The following is a 14,938-nucleotide window of genomic DNA, read 5'->3' on the forward strand; positions in this document are numbered from 1 at the left end:
AATTATAAAAAAAGCCCCCAAGCAGAAATGCATGGGGGCTTCTTGCGTTAAACCATCCAGAAAAAAACCAAAATGTCCGCGCTGGCGGCTGGCGGCTGGCGGCTTCCTTGCGCAGAAAAAGCTGCCTGACTAATGTTAATGTGACCCCGGTCCTGGAACCGCAGCCCCCGGGCGCGCCGTGTGGCTCAAATCGCCTTCCGGCCCAGCACGGCTGTCATTTCCAGCCAGCGTTGCACCACCCCATGTTTTGGATGACTGGCTCTCGCGAGCAGAGTGAAACGGGCGGGGCTGAGGCCGATGAGATCAAACACCTGTCGCTTCATTTGCACGAGAAGGGCGCTTCTGTAGATCAGTCGGAAGAACCATCCGGGCGTATCCGAGGTAACGATCATTCGCGCCGTTCTTCCCGTGAGCATGGGTTTCGGCACGCCGAAAGCTGTTGTCTCGCGCGTGCTGAAGGCACGTCCAGGCAGGAGCGCACGGTCCAGTAGTCCTTTGAGGCGCGCGGGCAGACCGCCCCACCACATGGGTGTCGCAATAACGACGTGATCGGCCCATTCCAGATTGTTGATGACGGCAGCCAGATCGGGCTCCAGCGGCTTCAGCTCGCGGTAGTTGGGGTGCTGGTCAATGTCGAATGACAGCATCGACAAGTTCACAATACGAACCTCGTGACCGGCTGCTTTCGCGCCTTCGGCATAAGACGTTGCGAGATGATGCGAAAGAGTTCCCATGGCAGGGTGCCCGTCCAGCACAAAGATACGTTTCATGTTTCGGTTCCCATAATTTGACCGTGGTCAAGTAATTGACGGGCACCCATGCCCAATAAAGTGACCATGGTCAATCATAAAATGACCGCGGTCAAAATGTTGACCGGATCCGACCCATCGGATAGTGACCGCCAGGGCGACGCGAAGCGCGGACGCAGAGGATTGAGACAATGACCAGAGCTCCTCAGAAGCGGACGGTTGAGACACGACGCAGACTGATCGCAGCAGCGCGTCAGATCATCGCCCGCCGCGGTTACTCAGCAATTCGAGTGGAGGATGTCGTTGTTGAGGCGGGGGTGGCGAAAGGCACATTCTTTGCGCATTTCGCGGATAAGGATGCCCTCATGGAATTGCTGCTGGGCGAGGAGATTGATGGTCTGATCGATACGATGATGCGCGCGCGCGCGCCGCGAAATGCAGCAGAAGTGACTGTGCTCCTGATGCCGCTGTGCGACTTCATCATCAGCGAGCGCTATGTCTTCGATCTCATTTTGCGTCATTCCGGAGCCGCCGCCCGTGAAGAGATCGGCCCCATTGCCCGCACATTCCTCCGGCAAGTGGACGCTTTCGGGCAATGGTTCGCCTCGGGGACTTTTCGGCGAGACATATCTCCCGCGTTGTTGGCAGAAGGCGTACAGGCGTTTGCAACGCAGGCCATGGCCTTGCATTTCTGTGCCTTGCATGGGGCCCAACCGCTCCGATCGCGCCTTGAGACATATCTCAAGGCGTGGCTGGAACCTCCGCATAAATCAGCTCGATGATGGTTCCGGGACAGCGACGCGCTCTTGCCTCCCCTCGAAGACGTCCCGAAGACGTATCACTCCCCGGTATTGTAAGACATCCACGCCGCTTCCGGCATCACTTCACAAGCTGATCGGCCCTGCTGTCCGGCGGTGGGCCGGACACTGCTGTTACGCCGGACGCGGCCATTACGCAGGAAGCGCGGGACTGCCGACCGCGGGGCATCTGTATCGGCGCCGGTATTCCGATGGCGAGAGCCCGACTTCCTTCTTGAAGGCCTTGCAGAAGTAATTGGCGTCCTGAAAGGAAAGATCCAGAGAGACATTCGTGATCGGCAGGTCGCTGTCCTGCAGGAGTTCCTTGGCCCGCTCGATCCGCTGTTTCTTAAGATAGGAAATGAACGTCATGTTCATCTCTTTGCGGAAAAGCCGGCTCAGGTAACAGGGGCTTATATGCGCAAAGTCCGCGGCGTCATCCAATGTGACGCCCTTGTGGATGTTACGTTCGATAAAGTTCAGAACGTCCTGGATGCGCCCCGACGCATGGGCGCCGCCGGCCTCGTTCGCTTCAAACAAAACGTCTGTAATCTGGTAGAGCAGTTCCTGAATCCGGAAATGGCTGTGCAGGTCGAGACGCTGCGGCGCGAGCGCGTCGATCTGGCACGCCAGAGCAGAGGGCAGGTCGAGCCCCCGATCCGCGACGATCTGGACCATCGTTCGAACGTATTCCAAAATCGCGCGACGGGGAGCCACATCCTTGCGGGCGTAGATCGTCTCCAGATGCCGGCGAACGAAACCCAGGCATTGGCGATAGGCCGACTGGTCGACGAGACGCGTAATCTCCACCGCGACATCGGATGTCACGGTCGCATCGCCTTGTGCGGATGGGCGTGCCAATACCGCGTCGGCAGGAGCCGGAGCCGCCGGAGTTAAGGAGACCGGAGCCGCCGAGTGACTGGCGCGCAGACATTCGGTGACGGCGCTCAGGAGATCGTCTGTGCGAACGGGCTTCAACAGGAAGTTGTCGGCCTTCAGGTGGATCGCGCTCTGCATGATCTCGAAATAGTCGTAGGCCGTGAGGATGATGACCTTGGTCTTCAGGCCGCGGTCGCGCACCATCTGAATGATCTCGATGCCGTTGGGCCGTGGGATCTTGATGTCGACCAGCATCAGATCGATCGAAACGGTGTCGAGCAGGCGCACGGCTTCGTTGCCGTTACGCGCCTCGCCGACGATATTGGCGCCGTCGAGGTTGGCCTCGAGGATCTTTCGCAGGGCCCGGCGCTCCAGTTCCTCGTCCTCTATGATCACGATGTTGAACATGGAAGATATCCGCGTGTTCGCTCCAATTCCTCCCCGCATCCGGCTGCCGGGGCGGGAAAGTCGTCATGCCGGATGCACGCGACGGTGCTCAGCATGCCGCATCGTCGAAATCGACAGGCAACCGCAGGCGCACCAACGTTCCGCGGCCGTCGCGGAACGGACTGACGATCTCCAGCCCGTGATCGTCGCCGAAATAATGCCTGAGGCGGCTGTCGACGTTGTAGAGCCCGATGCTCTTGCGTCCGTCACGATCGGCCACGCCGGCAAGGACGGCCTGCTTGCGATCGGACGCGATGCCTTCGCCGTTGTCGACGATGTCGACGATCACGTCGCGGCCGTCGCGATAGGCCATGATATCGACGATACCGCCGCTTTCCCGGGGCTCGATGGCGTAGTTGATGCAATTCTCCACAATCGGCTGCAGCACCATGAAGGGACAGGTCACGCGTCCGAGTTCGTCGGAAACATCGATGCGGAACGTGAAGCGGTCGCCAAGCCGCAGGCGGAGCAGATAGAGATAGTTCTGGACATGCTCCAGCTCGACCGAGAGCGGGACGAACTGCGATCCGCTCTTCTTCAGGACATAGCGCATCATGTCCGCAAAGGCGTGGACCGTGGTCTCGGTCTCCTCGGCGCCTTCGATGAGCGCGAGACGTCCTATCGTATTCAGGACGTTGAAGAGGAAATGCGGGTTGACCTGATAGGAGAGCGCCTGCAGCTCGGCCTCGCGCAAGGACCGTTCCAGCTCCGCGCGCCGCTTGGATTCTTCCATCAGCCGCAGGTTCTTGGCGTAGAGCTCTTCGCTCACGCTGCTCGAATAGCTTTCCTCCACTATGTAGGAGGCGATGTAATAGAGCGAATAGGCGGCGGAGCGGAGACGTTCGTAGGTGATCTTGCCGGTCTGGTTATAGAGCGTCAGCAGTTCCGGGTCCTGCCGCCACGACTGTTCCGTTGGGAACAAGCCTGAAAAATCGACCAGTTTCGGGTCGTTGTCGCCGGGAGCGAGGTTCACCTGGCCGCAGATGACCGCGCCCAGATATTCGCCGCGCATGATGATCGGTGCGGCAAAGTCGACCAGGCCGCAATGGCACTTGTAGATGGAGGGGCTGCCGGTCGAAAGCGCTGTGCGGCCGCCCACGGCGTCGCAATGGTAGCACCGTTCTCGCCACTGCGCGTGGTTGCGGATGGTGTGACAGAAACCGCTGAAACCACTGGGGTTGGTTACCGGCTCGCCCTGAGGATCGACGATCACCATCGCGACGCCGACGGCGGCGCTGAAGTTGTCCTGCACTTTCTGCAGCATGTCGACGCTGGTCAGGTTGGCCAAGCGCTTGCGTCCCGCGGTCTGGGCCTCGGTGGTTGCGAGGCGCGGCTGCGACGTGGAGAGATCGCCGCGATTGGGTCTCTCCAGGAAATCAGACTTCAATGGTAGGCCTTGATCAGGGCATCCGCCCGATCCGTCCGCTCCCACAAGAATGCCTCTATCTCCCGTCCAAAGTGTCCGTAGGCCGCGGTTCTTTCAAAGATCGGCTGACGCATTTCCAGAGCTTCGATCATTCCCGCTACCGACAAGGGGAATACTGTGCGGATTGCGCGAACAAGCCCTTCAGGGTCCACGTCGTTCTTGTCGTCAATCCGTACTCCGACCATTTCAGGTTCGCTCTGACCTATCGCAAACGCCAGCGAAATCTCGCAGTGCGACGAAAGGCCTGAGGCAACAACCGTCTTGGCGATAAGACGCGCCATGTAGGCTGCAGTGCGGTCGAGTTTCGTGGCGTCCTTTCCCGAAAATGCCCCACCGCCGTGCCGGCCGATGCCCCCGTAGGTGTCGACCATCAGCTTGCGCCCGGTCAGTCCCGTATCAGCTGCCGGGCCGCCGTGCACGAAGCGTCCGGTCGGATTGATAAGCACACGCGTGTCGCGTCTGAGCCATTTGCCCATCACCGGAGCGATCACCTCGCCGATCAATCCGCGCAGCATATGCTCGCGATCAATGTCGGCGGCATGCTGTGCGGAAAGAACCAGGCTGGTCAGCTCAACCGGCCGTCCGTTGGCGTCGTTCCTGAAGGTCACCTGCGCCTTGCCGTCAGGTTTCAGCCATGGCAGTCGGCCCGACTTGCGCGCTTGTGCGAGGCCTTCAGTCAGCCGGTGCGCGTAGTGGATGGCGGCGGGCATGAGCGTTGCGGTCTCGTCGCAGGCGTATCCGTAGAAGATGCCCTGATCGCCGGCGCCCAATTCGTTGTCCCGCAGAACGCCTTGCGCGATGTCGGGTGACTGCCGGCGCAGATCCGTCAGGATGAAGCAGCCGTCGGCATCGAAGCCGAGATCCCGATCGGTGTAGCCGATGCGCCGCAGGACGTTGCGCGCGGTCGAGGTGACGTTCACCTGAGCCGTGGACGTGACTTCGCCGGCTATGTGGAGCGTATTGCCGGATGCCATGACCTCCACGGCGACGCGGGCGTCGGGATCCTGGGCTAGGTGGGCATCGAGTACCGCGTCCGAGATCTGGTCGCAGACCTTGTCCGGGTGGCCCTCGGTTACGGACTCAGAGCTGGTATAGGTGGAAGCCATCGCATTTACTCCTGGCCCACGCGGGGGCCTCCTTCCGGCATTCCTGGGGGCGTCATTCATCCGCCGATCTGGCACCTGAGGCCGAGGCTCTCGATCACGTGGGTCAGGTGGGCGATGTTCTCGGGCTTCAGGTTGGGCAGGTCACCCATGGGATAGGGGCGGCCGAGAAGCGCGTACTTGTTCTCGCCGTAGGTGTGGTACGGCAGCAGGTGCACTGTATCGACGCCGGGCATCAGCTTGGCGAAACGCCCGATCGCGCCGATCGCTTCCTCGGTGTCGTTGACGCCGGAGACCACCGGCACGCGCACGACGGCATGGGTGAGTGATGCGATGCACAGCGCGTTTTCCAGAATGATCCGGTTGTCGACGCCGGTATTCGCCTGATGCACATGGGGGTCGATAGCCTTGAGGTCGATCAGGGCATGATCCACGTGGGGCATCACGTCCCGCACGATGTCGCGGGTGGTGTAACCGGTCGTCTCCATGGCGGTGTTCCAGCCCATCTCGTGGCAGGCTTTCAGAAGCTCGCGGGCGAATTCGTGCTGGAACAGCGGCTCGCCGCCCGACAGCGTGATCCCGCCGCCCGAACGTCGGTACTGGGTCGCGTCCTTGCGCAGCTCCAGCATGACCTGGCGGATAGTCATCTTCCTGCCCGTCCGGGTGAGCGCGTCGGTCGGGCAGACGGTGGTGCAGGTGCCGCACTTGATGCACGTGTCACGATCGACGAACCCGGGGTTCTCGCGCGCCAGCGCCTTCACCGGGCAAACCGGCACACATTGCCCGCAATGGATGCAGCTCGATGCGCGGTAGAAAAGCTCCGGCTCGGGGTTCTGGGATTCCGGGTTGGAGCACCAGCGGCAGCGCAGCGGACAGCCCTTCAGGAAGACGATGGTGCGCACCCCCGGGCCGTCGTGGATCGAGAAGCGCTGAATGTCGAAGACAGTGCCCTCCATTTCATAGTCGATGCCGTCCATGGTTTTTCACCTTGTTTCGCCCGTCCGGCTCTTGCCCGCGTCTGGGGAGGCCGGAAGGCACGGGGTAATGTTCAGAAGGAGGACTGCTGTGCCTCGATGGCGTCCATCGCGGTGCGGACGGCCGACACCTCGCCCATGACCGCGAGCGAGGTGACGTGCTGCGGGCAGGTTCCGTAGATCTCCACGGTGAAGACGTCGGCCGCCTTCATCGCGACGTCGGAGAAGAAGAAGAGGTCGGTGATGTTGGACTGCACGAGCCCGACCGCGCCGATCCTGTGATCGCGGACATGGGCGCGTCCGTGCGGCGGCATGCGCCGCTGGAGCATCTGGAGCACCTCTTCATGCGGTGCATTGATAACGCGAATGCTCATCATGGTTTGCCGACTCCCCGGAGCTCTTCTTCTTCGTGCGAGGCGCGACGCGCCTCAGCGGACGTTGAGCGCCTCGACCATCACGCAGCGCCGCTTGCGGGCGAAGGAACGGGCCGAGGTCAGTCCCTCGCCGGTCGGCCCTGCGATGGTGAAGGTGGCATGACCCTCGCCGCCGACGCCGATGCCGGCGTAGGAGGGGCCGTTCTTGACGAAGATCGTCGTCTGGATGAGCTTCGCCATCTTGGTCAGCTTGCGCACGTTGGTGGAGTGCATCATCGCGGTGTGGCGGTTGCCGTGCTCCAGCTCCACCGCCAGGTCGATGGCGTCGTCGACGCTCGGCGCGCGCACCAGCGGCAGGATCGGCATCATCAGCTCTTCCTGCACGAAGGGATGGGCCTTTGGCAGCTCGATCAGGATGACTTTGATGTCGTCGCCGGCCGTGATGCCGACCTTGTCGAGCAGGTGGACGGCGCTCTTGCCGACGCAGGAGGTCTGCGGTCCGCCCTTGTCGTTGATGACCAGCGCCTGAAGCTTGTCGACGACCGCGCGGTCGGTGACGAGATAGGCGCCGCATTTCTGCATGCAGGCCATGAGGTAGTCGGCGATCTGGTCGACCGCGATGATTTCCTTCTCGGCGATGCAGGGCAGGTTGTTGTCGAAGCTGCAGCCGTTGACGATGTCCTGCGCCGCCTTCTCGATGTCGGCGGTCTCGTCGACCACGACCGGCGGATTGCCTGCGCCGGCGCCGATCGCCTTCTTGCCGGTCGACATCACGGTCCTGACGATGCCCGGTCCGCCCGTTGCGACAAGCATCCGGATCCTCGGATGAGCCATCATCGCGTTGGTGTTCTCGATGGAGGGGGCCTGCACCGTCACGACGAGATTGGCGGGGGCGCCGAGCGAGGCGAGCTTGCGATTGATCAGCTTGACCGCCAGCAGCGAGACGTTCTTGGCGCGCGGGTGCGGGCTGAACACGGCCGCGTTGCCGGCGGCCAGCATGCCGATGGAATTGCAGATGATGGTCTCGGTCGGGTTGGTGGTCGGCGTGATGGCGCCGATGACACCGTAGGGCGAATACTCGACCAGCGTCAGGCCGCCGTCGCCGGAAGCGGCGTCCGTGGTCAGGTCTTCCACGCCCGGAGACTTTTCCGCTGCCAGCCGGTTCTTGATGATCTTGTGGGCGACGTTGCCCATGCCGGTCTGTTCCACCGTCTGCACCGAGATCCGCTCCAGCGTGGCGGGATCGAGGAAGACCTCGCGGATGCCGTCGACGAAGGCCTTGCGCGCCGCCATGGAGCAGAAGAGGTACCGGCGCTGCGCCTGTTCGGCCGCCGCGATGGCCTCGTCCATCGTGGCGAAGACGCCATCACCCAGGGTTGTGGCCTCCTCGTCGCTCACCGTCACGCTGGCCGTCGCCGCAGGCATTGCTGGTGCAACTGTGCCGTTCTTCTTTGCGCCGATGCCGCTTTCCAGCGCCTTGGAGAGAATTGCGTCGAGGGGATCTGGACCCGACGGTGCCGGCTGCCAGCAGCAGCGCTTCGAACCGGGCACGAAGGCGGGGCCGTCCTTCCGCGCCGGGGCAGAACCCGCATCGGCGAGAATGCTGGCAACCAGATCGGAAACGGGGTCGCATGCCGGCGTTGTGGACGAAGCTGCGGGAGCCGACGTCTGAACGGAGGGCTGCTCGGGGCTCACCGCGGGGGCTTCGCCATAGCCGCCGAGCACCTGCGCCACGGCATCGCTGATCTGTTGGTCGTTCATTTTTCCGCTCCTTTGACGGGGGCTTGCCCCGACTTGTCTGAAAAATCGCTGAGGGCGTAGCGGGCGATGACCGCGTCTTCGTCCGCGGTTCCGCCGCTGATGCCGATGGCGCCGATCACCGTCCCGTTGCGCCAGCAGGCAAGACCGCCGCCGAAGATCACGACCCGTCCGCCGTGGTTCGCCTCGAGGCCGAAGAGCATCTGGCCGGGCTGTGCCAGCCGGCCGAGTTCCTCGGTGGACATGCGGAAGGCTGCGGCGGTCCAGGCCTTGTCGGTCGCAAGCCTCGCGCTTGCCGGCAGGCTGCCTTCCATTCGGTGAAAGAGGATCTCTTCGCCCTGCGCATCGGCGATCGAGATCACCACCGGCAGGCCCATCGCGCGCGCCGTCTTCTCCGCGCTTGCAGCGATCTGCTGCGCGTCGGCGAGCCTCAGCGTGGCGGGAGAGGGCGCTTTGAGTTCGGCCCGAAGGAGCCGCTCGATCAGCGCGTCGCTCGTCGGAAGATGCGTATGGGCGTGCATCGTGGTCCCCTAGTGTGTCTCAACCGTATCGACGATGCCGACGATGCTGGCATCGGTGACCGAATGGACAAGGGCGCCGGCCTGTCGCGCCGCGCTGCCGGTTGCCACGATGACGATCTCCCCGTAGCCGGCGCCAACGGTGTCGGTGGCGATTTCGGTGGTGCCGTCGGGCTCCTGCTTTTCGGTGAGACGGGCGACGATCAGCAGTTTGGAGCCGCATAGCGAGGCATCCTTGCTGGTGGAGACGACCGTTCCGATCACGCGTCCGAGATGCATCGTCCTTCTCCTTATTGCCTGACGAGCCGGATCTGCCGGGCGTTGAGTTCCTCTGCCGCGAGCGGGGTGACCAGCACATCCCGCCCCAGGCACAGTTCCGTCCCCGCCACCGCCTTTGCCGCGCTCCAACCGAAGACGTGCCCGCGGGCGGTCGTTGGAGCCGCCGCGATGGCGTTTTGAGCGGGAACGATGATCTGATGGGCAAGGGCCTGAACCGGGTGCGGGGCGGGCATGCCGGACGCCTGTGCCTCCACCGCCCCCTCGAGCTTTGCGGCCCAGGAGAATTCCACGCCGTAGCTTTCCAGTCGGCCCAGGTGGTTCGCCATCATCTCGCGATAGGCTGCGGTCCCGGTGAGGCCCCGGGCATTGCGGTCGCGTGCGGCAGGGCAGCAGCCATCGCGGGCCGCGACGACGCGTTGGCCACGTTCGAGTGCGCCTGCCAGAAGTGCGGAAATCTCATCGTCTGCGAGCCCGAGGGCAACACGTGCGGCGAGCGGCAGGCTTAGCGTCGGTACCACCACGACGGCGTGGCGGGCGAGAATTGCGTCGACGGTGCGGTTTTCGTTTTCCATCGGGTGCAGGAACGGAACGAGGGCACTTCCACCCATCGACGCGAGGCTATCGGATGAGACGACATCGCAGGCACCCGGGCTGCGGCGGATTTCCAGCGACCAGCCCGCACCGACGAGCGACGCGAGCGCGCGCACGGCCGGTTCCAGCCCCAAGTCGGTTTCGGAAAACAGCACCAGCGCGGAGCGCGCGCGGGCTTTCAGCGCAGCGACGATCCTGTCCGACAGAAGGTCGAGCAGAGCCCTGTCGAGGATGGCGTCAAGAGCGGGGGCGAGGCGGGCGCGATCCATCACGCACCTCTCGTCGGTTGCGGATACATGGCGATGCCGAGCGGTGTCACCAGAAGGGGCTCGGCGGGTTTTATGATCCGCCGCCCGGTCTGGGTTTCGAACACCCTGCTAAATTCGGAGAAGGTGCAGGCGCCACCGACAATGTGGATGGTGGCGATCTCGGGATAGGCTTCCAGGAACGTCGAGACGATGCGGGCCATCTTGTCGACGACGGGACGTATGATCGCGAAAACGTCGCGCTCGTTGTCTGTGTTGAGCTTTTCCGCCTCGGCTTCGGCGAAAGAAATGCGGTGGGCGCCAGCGAGAACCAGCGTCATGTGGGTGCCCCCGGTTGCCTCGTCGAAGGAGGCGAGAACTTCGCCGTTCTTCAGAACCGAAATTCCCGTGGTGCCGCCGCCGACGTCGACGACCGCACCGTCGGCGATACCGAGGAAGCGGGCCGCGGCCGTCGGCTCGTCGACGATCTCGACGAGCTCGAAGTCGGCGGCTTCCGCGACATTGCCGATGGTCTTGGCGCTACCCGGGTGTATGCCGGGAGGGATGGCGGCGGCCGCGTGGGTGAGTGGCTGGCCGATGCGTTGTTCGAGCTCTGCCTTCATGCCGCGCACTGCCTGAACCGCGCCGATATAATCCACCACGATGCCGTCGCGCACGACGCTGGAGTGGTGGGTGATGCCCGCAACGGGCCGGTTTTCCGCATCGACCACGGCGAGCACGAGGTTCGCCGTGCCGAGGTCGACGCCGACCTTCAGCGGCCCCGGTGCCCATTGATCGCGCGGCAAGACGGAGCCGAACCGAACCAATCCGGCGAATTCCAGCAATGTCCTGTCCGTGCCCATGGCCACCATTCCTTCGCGCGCGCCGTTCCTCAGGCCTTGCGGATTCTTACGAGATCGTCGTTTTTCAGCCCGAAGGCGTTGGCCTCCTCGATGTCGATGTGCATCTCCAGGGCGGAGTTCTCGGCCGCACGAACGGCCACGCGGTGCATGATGCCGCCGCGAGGACCGTCCACCTCAACGTCCACCTCGTCGCCATTGACGAGACCGAGCCGTGCCGCGGTTTCGGGAGGCATGTGAATATGGCGCATGGCGACGATGACGCCGCATTCCTTGCGGACGCTGCCGCAGGGCCCGATCACTTCGATGCCCGGCGACTGTTCCAGATGGCCGGATAAGCGCAGTGGCGGGCGGACGCCGAGCACGAAGCCGTCGGCGACGGAGACCTCGATTTGCGTTTCCTTGCGCAGCGGACCCAGCACGCGAACCTTGCCGATCTCTCCCTTGGGGCCGCGCAAGGTAACGGTTTCCTCGGCCGCGTATTGGCCGGGCTGTTTCATCGCCTTCTTGCGGGTCAGCGAAGACCCGGGGCCGAACAGGGCGTCCATGTCGGACCGCGAGAGGTGAATGTGACGGTTGGAAACGCCGACGGGAACGCATGCGGGGTCGGCGGCCGCTGTCGCATGTGCCGCATCCCGCGCCGCGGTCACGCCTTGCGCCAGGAGTTCCGCGACGATCCGTTCGATTGCTTCTACAGGCTGCATGAGCCGGTCCTGTCTTCATCTGCTGATACGTGCTCCGGATCGACCGGAACCGTTGGCCAGACCCGGGACGGTCCGACCTTTGACTCTTAGGGTTCGGTTCCCTGGGAGGGGGCCGTTTGCCGCAAGGCGCGGCCGTCTACTTGCGTCGCGACGATCCTTGCCGGCGGCGATTGCGAGAGCCGGACCGCTGCGAGCCGGAACCGGGATCAGGTTCAGGCTCGGGTTCGCTATCAGGCTGATCGCCGGACGTTTCGAGTTCAGCGGTCGTCTCGGTTTTGGCCGTCTCGTCCAAATCCGTCTCGTCCCCAGCCGCCTCGTCTTCGGTGCTCTCGTCGTTGACCGGTTCCGCCTGAAGGACTTCCGTCTTCGGGGTTTCCGGACCGGACGCGGCAATGGCCTCGTCGGATCCTTCGTCGTTCACGCCGACGGGCGCCGTCTCAGGCTTTTCCGCCTCCACCTTTGCTGGCGTTTCGACCGGGCGGGGCTGAGCGGCGATGCCCACGGTCTCCGGGCTGTTCACGAGTTGTGAGACATCCCGGGCCGGCCGTGCGATCACGTTGACGGAAACCACACGGTTCACCCGGCCTGCGGCTGCGGCCCCCGCAGAGACCGCAGCCTTGATGGCGCCGACTTCTCCGAGAAGCTTGACGACCGTCATGCCCTCGCCCTTGGCCAGCTCGTAGCCCACCAGCGTCACGTTGGCCGCCTTCACCGCCGCGTCGGCGGCTTCCACGGCCGCGGTCAGGCCGATGGTTTCGATCAGTCCGAGGCTTTGCTCAGTCATGACTGTCCTCCTTCTCCGCGGTTCAGATGTACGGCGTCGTCGTCGACACCAGCGGGGTCGGATCCATCGCGCCCAGGAGCTGTTTGCCGACGTCGCGCGCGGCGTGGATCGCCTGCCGCACGGCACCGGAATCGCCGGAGAACGTGAAGATCACCTCGTTGGAGAAGCTCGTGCCGTTTGCGGGCGACGAGTAGCCGACGGCGTCGATCGTGGCCGCCTTGGCGGCGGTATCGGCAAGCATCACGCCGATGGCAGCGGGTGCACCGACGGTGATGCCGAAGGCCTGGCCGATCGGGGCTCCGAACGCCTTGTTGAGCGCGTGGCTCGCACGGGCGGTGTACTGGAACTCCAGGTGACCGGCGGGATTGCCGTAAACGTCGCCGAAGGTGCGGTCGAGCTCGCCGAGCATGACCTCGACGGCCCTGCGGGCGTCGGAGACGTCGGCGGCGCCGAAGATGATCAACGAGCCGTGGCCCGCCCCGCCTTCGGTGTCACGCGCCAGCTCGATCAGGACGACCTCGCTGTTCGTGGCCTTGACCGCCTCGTCGGCCGCAAAGATGTGCGGGCCGGCGCCGGTCCGCGATCCGACGATGCCGATGGAGCGGTACTTCTTGTCCATCTTCATCTGCTCGTGCAGCATCGGATCGACATTCGCGATGACCATGCCGATCGTGTTGCCGATGGCCGTGCCAACGAATTCGGTCAGGTTGCATGCCTTCGGGGCCTTGGCGCAGGACGCCGCGGCCTTCGGCTCCGGGGTGGCGGCGGGAGCGCTGTCGCCCCCGCCCATCTTGCGGATGACTTCCCCCATCAATTGTTCGACAAGATCGTCTTTCATGACCGATCCTCCTTGTCTCGTTCAGGGGTTATTCGGCGGCCGCTGCGGGATGCGGAAGGATGCGTTCCACTTCCATGTGCGGCCGCGGGATGACATGGACGGACACCACGGAGCCGACCTTCTCGGCCGCCACGGCGCCCGCATCGGTTGCGGCCTTCACCGCGCCGACATCGCCACGCACCATCACGGTGACGAGGCCGGAGCCGATCTTTTCGTAGCCGATCATCGTCACGTTGGCCGACTTCACCATGGCGTCGGCGGCTTCGATCGCGCCGACCAGACCTTTGGTCTCGACCATTCCCAGTGCTTCCTGTTGCATCGCTGTCTCCTTGGTCACGATGTTCCGTTGTTGATCAATTGGCGTCTTCGCTTCGCGCTTCGTGCTCTGCTGCCTTAAGCCTCCGTTCCTATCCGCCGGCACGGGCGAGCAGCTCGTCCAGCTCGGTCAGGGATGGTTGGCGGGGGTTGCTGGCCGTGCAGGGCTCGACCAGTGCGGCCGCCGCGATCTCGGATCGGATGCGGCCGAATTCGTCCATGTCGACACCCAGACCGCGCAGGGTTGACGGAATGCCGAAACGGATGTTGAGGTTTTCGATGACGCGGATCAGGGCGCGCACGCCTGCGCGGGTGCTCGGCGTGTCGAGGCCGATCCGCCGGGCGATGCGTGCGTAGCGGGCGGCGGCCTCCGGATTTTCCGCGTTGAACGCGATCACCAGCGGCATCAGCACGGCGTTCACGCGGCCGTGGATCACATGGATGCGGCCGCCGAGTGTGTGGGCGAGGCCGTGATTGAGGCCGAGGCCGGCGGCGGAGAAGGCGAGGCCGGCGAGGCAGGAGGACTGATGCATGGCATCGCGGGCCTCCAGGTCGTCGCCATCCTCGAACACCTTCGGCAGGTTGGCGAAGGCAAGCTCCAGCGACTTCTCGGCGAAGGCATCGGAGAAATGGGAGGCGCCGGTCGACACCACGGCCTCGATGGCATGGGTGATGACGTCCATGCCGGTATCGGCAGTCACGCTCGCCGGGGCCGTGCGCACGAATTCCGGATCGAGCAACGCGACATCGGGGACGAGTTCATCGGATATCAGCGGAAACTTGCGCCCATTGGCGGGATCGGAGATCACCGCAAAGGAGGTGACCTCGGACCCGGTGCCGCTGGTGGTCGGTATGGCGACGAAGGGGACCTTGCGGCCGTGCACCGTCTCGCGAACGATCGCAAGGATCGCCTTTCCCGCGTCGATCGGAGACCCGCCGCCCAGCGCGATCACCACATCAGGGCAGAAATCTGTAAGGAGGCGCGCGCCCTTGGCAACGGTATCGACGGGCGGCTCCGGGATTGCTTCGTCAAAGACCAGAACCTCGCATTCCGTCAGATAGCTCTTTACGCGGGCGAGTGCGCCGGACCGGGCCATGAAGGCATCAGTGACGATGCCGACCTTCTGCCCGCGATAGGCGTGCAACCGTTCCAGCAGGCCGGGGCCGAAGACGATTTCGGTCCGGGGGAAGAAGCTCTGGTAGCGCGGCATGGGAGCGATGTCCTTCGAGGGCTTTTCATAAATGGCCGGGCGGAGGGGCGGCGTGGTCGGCATCACCGGGCTCCGCCGCCCGGTCC

Annotated in this window: 16 protein-coding genes and 1 pseudogene; 1 reads left to right on the forward strand and 16 read right to left on the reverse strand. The window is 63.9% G+C overall.

Annotated features, from left to right (window positions below):
* Positions 1-185: 185 nt before the first annotated feature.
* The gene (locus V2L18_RS18465; protein WP_336179788.1) at positions 186-770 is read right to left on the reverse strand and encodes an NAD(P)H-dependent oxidoreductase; all 585 of its coding nucleotides are present in this window, start codon (positions 768-770) and stop codon (positions 186-188) included.
* Between the two features lie 170 nt (positions 771-940).
* Here V2L18_RS18465 and V2L18_RS18470 point away from each other — a divergent pair, with 170 nt between their 5' ends.
* Positions 941-1,531, forward strand: coding sequence for a TetR/AcrR family transcriptional regulator (locus tag V2L18_RS18470; RefSeq protein WP_336179789.1), 591 nt, complete (start codon positions 941-943; stop codon positions 1,529-1,531).
* 168 nt (positions 1,532-1,699) lie between these two features.
* Here the strand turns inward: V2L18_RS18470 and V2L18_RS18475 are convergent, their stop codons facing one another.
* The 15 genes and pseudogenes from V2L18_RS18475 to V2L18_RS18545 all read right to left on the reverse strand — a co-directional run bounded on the left by V2L18_RS18475 (position 1,700) and on the right by V2L18_RS18545 (position 14,915).
* Complete coding sequence (locus V2L18_RS18475; protein ID WP_336179790.1) at positions 1,700-2,833, reverse strand: helix-turn-helix domain-containing protein; 1,134 nt, start codon at positions 2,831-2,833, stop codon at positions 1,700-1,702.
* Positions 2,834-2,921: 88 nt separating this feature from the next.
* On the reverse strand, positions 2,922-4,259 hold the full coding sequence (locus V2L18_RS18480; RefSeq protein ID WP_336179791.1) for a PocR ligand-binding domain-containing protein: 1,338 nt from the start codon (positions 4,257-4,259) through the stop codon (positions 2,922-2,924).
* A complete protein-coding gene (gene metK / locus V2L18_RS18485) occupies positions 4,256-5,404 on the reverse strand; it encodes a methionine adenosyltransferase (protein ID WP_336179792.1) in 1,149 nt (382 codons plus the stop codon). The genes V2L18_RS18480 and metK overlap by 4 nt, the downstream gene beginning before the upstream one ends.
* Positions 5,405-5,460: 56 nt before the next feature.
* Complete coding sequence (locus tag V2L18_RS18490) at positions 5,461-6,378, reverse strand: glycyl-radical enzyme activating protein (RefSeq protein ID WP_336179793.1); 918 nt, start codon at positions 6,376-6,378, stop codon at positions 5,461-5,463.
* Positions 6,379-6,449: 71 nt separating this feature from the next.
* Positions 6,450-6,749: a BMC domain-containing protein gene (locus tag V2L18_RS18495; RefSeq protein WP_336179794.1), complete on the reverse strand. Its 300-nt coding sequence runs from the start codon at positions 6,747-6,749 to the stop codon at positions 6,450-6,452.
* Between the two features lie 54 nt (positions 6,750-6,803).
* Complete coding sequence (locus V2L18_RS18500; RefSeq protein ID WP_336179795.1) at positions 6,804-8,510, reverse strand: aldehyde dehydrogenase family protein; 1,707 nt, start codon at positions 8,508-8,510, stop codon at positions 6,804-6,806.
* Positions 8,507-9,028, reverse strand: a complete 522-nt coding sequence (locus V2L18_RS18505) for a heme-binding protein (protein ID WP_336179796.1) — start codon at positions 9,026-9,028, stop codon at positions 8,507-8,509. The genes V2L18_RS18500 and V2L18_RS18505 overlap by 4 nt, the downstream gene beginning before the upstream one ends.
* A 9-nt stretch (positions 9,029-9,037) precedes the next feature.
* On the reverse strand, positions 9,038-9,304 hold the full coding sequence (locus tag V2L18_RS18510; RefSeq protein WP_336179797.1) for a EutN/CcmL family microcompartment protein: 267 nt from the start codon (positions 9,302-9,304) through the stop codon (positions 9,038-9,040).
* 11 nt (positions 9,305-9,315) lie between these two features.
* Entirely contained in the window at positions 9,316-10,164 is an 849-nt protein-coding gene (locus tag V2L18_RS18515) for a hypothetical protein (RefSeq protein WP_336179798.1), read from the reverse strand.
* Positions 10,164-11,003, reverse strand: a complete 840-nt coding sequence (eutJ, locus tag V2L18_RS18520) for an ethanolamine utilization protein EutJ (protein WP_336179799.1) — start codon at positions 11,001-11,003, stop codon at positions 10,164-10,166. Before eutJ ends, V2L18_RS18515 begins: the two co-directional genes overlap by 1 nt.
* Before the next feature lie 29 nt (positions 11,004-11,032).
* A complete protein-coding gene (locus V2L18_RS18525; RefSeq protein ID WP_336179800.1) occupies positions 11,033-11,704 on the reverse strand; it encodes a phosphate propanoyltransferase in 672 nt (223 codons plus the stop codon).
* A gap of 505 nt (positions 11,705-12,209) precedes the next feature.
* Positions 12,210-12,488: pseudogene (locus V2L18_RS23460) on the reverse strand (BMC domain-containing protein); the annotation flags it as partial.
* A gap of 22 nt (positions 12,489-12,510) precedes the next feature.
* On the reverse strand, positions 12,511-13,326 hold the full coding sequence (gene pduB, locus V2L18_RS18535) for a propanediol utilization microcompartment protein PduB (protein WP_336179802.1): 816 nt from the start codon (positions 13,324-13,326) through the stop codon (positions 12,511-12,513).
* Positions 13,327-13,354: 28 nt separating this feature from the next.
* Positions 13,355-13,645, reverse strand: coding sequence for a propanediol utilization microcompartment protein PduA (gene pduA, locus V2L18_RS18540; protein ID WP_107991078.1), 291 nt, complete (start codon positions 13,643-13,645; stop codon positions 13,355-13,357).
* Between the two features lie 88 nt (positions 13,646-13,733).
* Positions 13,734-14,915 (reverse strand): 1-propanol dehydrogenase PduQ, encoded by a 1,182-nt coding sequence (locus V2L18_RS18545; protein ID WP_336179803.1) that lies wholly within the window; start codon positions 14,913-14,915, stop codon positions 13,734-13,736.
* Between the last annotated feature and the right edge of the window lie 23 nt (positions 14,916-14,938).

It is taken from the genome of Breoghania sp. JC706 (genome assembly GCF_037026715.1).
In the GTDB taxonomy this organism is placed as follows: domain Bacteria; phylum Pseudomonadota; class Alphaproteobacteria; order Rhizobiales; family Stappiaceae; genus Breoghania.

Bases quoted from the DNA above. Each gene is read 5' to 3' on its own strand.
- V2L18_RS18500 (WP_336179795.1), bottom strand. From the start codon at position 8,510: ATGAACGACCAACAGATCAGCGATGCCGTGGCGCAGGTGCTCGGCGGC.
- V2L18_RS18475 (WP_336179790.1), bottom strand. From the start codon at position 2,833: ATGTTCAACATCGTGATCATAGAGGACGAGGAACTGGAGCGCCGGGCC.
- V2L18_RS18505 (WP_336179796.1), bottom strand. From the start codon at position 9,028: ATGCACGCCCATACGCATCTTCCGACGAGCGACGCGCTGATCGAGCGG.
- V2L18_RS18515 (WP_336179798.1), bottom strand. From the start codon at position 10,164: ATGGATCGCGCCCGCCTCGCCCCCGCTCTTGACGCCATCCTCGACAGG.
- metK (WP_336179792.1), bottom strand. From the start codon at position 5,404: ATGGCTTCCACCTATACCAGCTCTGAGTCCGTAACCGAGGGCCACCCG.
- V2L18_RS18510 (WP_336179797.1), bottom strand. From the start codon at position 9,304: ATGCATCTCGGACGCGTGATCGGAACGGTCGTCTCCACCAGCAAGGAT.
- V2L18_RS18470 (WP_336179789.1), top strand. From the start codon at position 941: ATGACCAGAGCTCCTCAGAAGCGGACGGTTGAGACACGACGCAGACTG.
- V2L18_RS18495 (WP_336179794.1), bottom strand. From the start codon at position 6,749: ATGAGCATTCGCGTTATCAATGCACCGCATGAAGAGGTGCTCCAGATG.
- V2L18_RS18545 (WP_336179803.1), bottom strand. From the start codon at position 14,915: ATGCCGACCACGCCGCCCCTCCGCCCGGCCATTTATGAAAAGCCCTCG.
- pduB (WP_336179802.1), bottom strand. From the start codon at position 13,326: ATGAAAGACGATCTTGTCGAACAATTGATGGGGGAAGTCATCCGCAAG.
- V2L18_RS18490 (WP_336179793.1), bottom strand. From the start codon at position 6,378: ATGGACGGCATCGACTATGAAATGGAGGGCACTGTCTTCGACATTCAG.
- V2L18_RS18525 (WP_336179800.1), bottom strand. From the start codon at position 11,704: ATGCAGCCTGTAGAAGCAATCGAACGGATCGTCGCGGAACTCCTGGCG.
- eutJ (WP_336179799.1), bottom strand. From the start codon at position 11,003: ATGGGCACGGACAGGACATTGCTGGAATTCGCCGGATTGGTTCGGTTC.
- V2L18_RS18465 (WP_336179788.1), bottom strand. From the start codon at position 770: ATGAAACGTATCTTTGTGCTGGACGGGCACCCTGCCATGGGAACTCTT.
- pduA (WP_107991078.1), bottom strand. From the start codon at position 13,645: ATGCAACAGGAAGCACTGGGAATGGTCGAGACCAAAGGTCTGGTCGGC.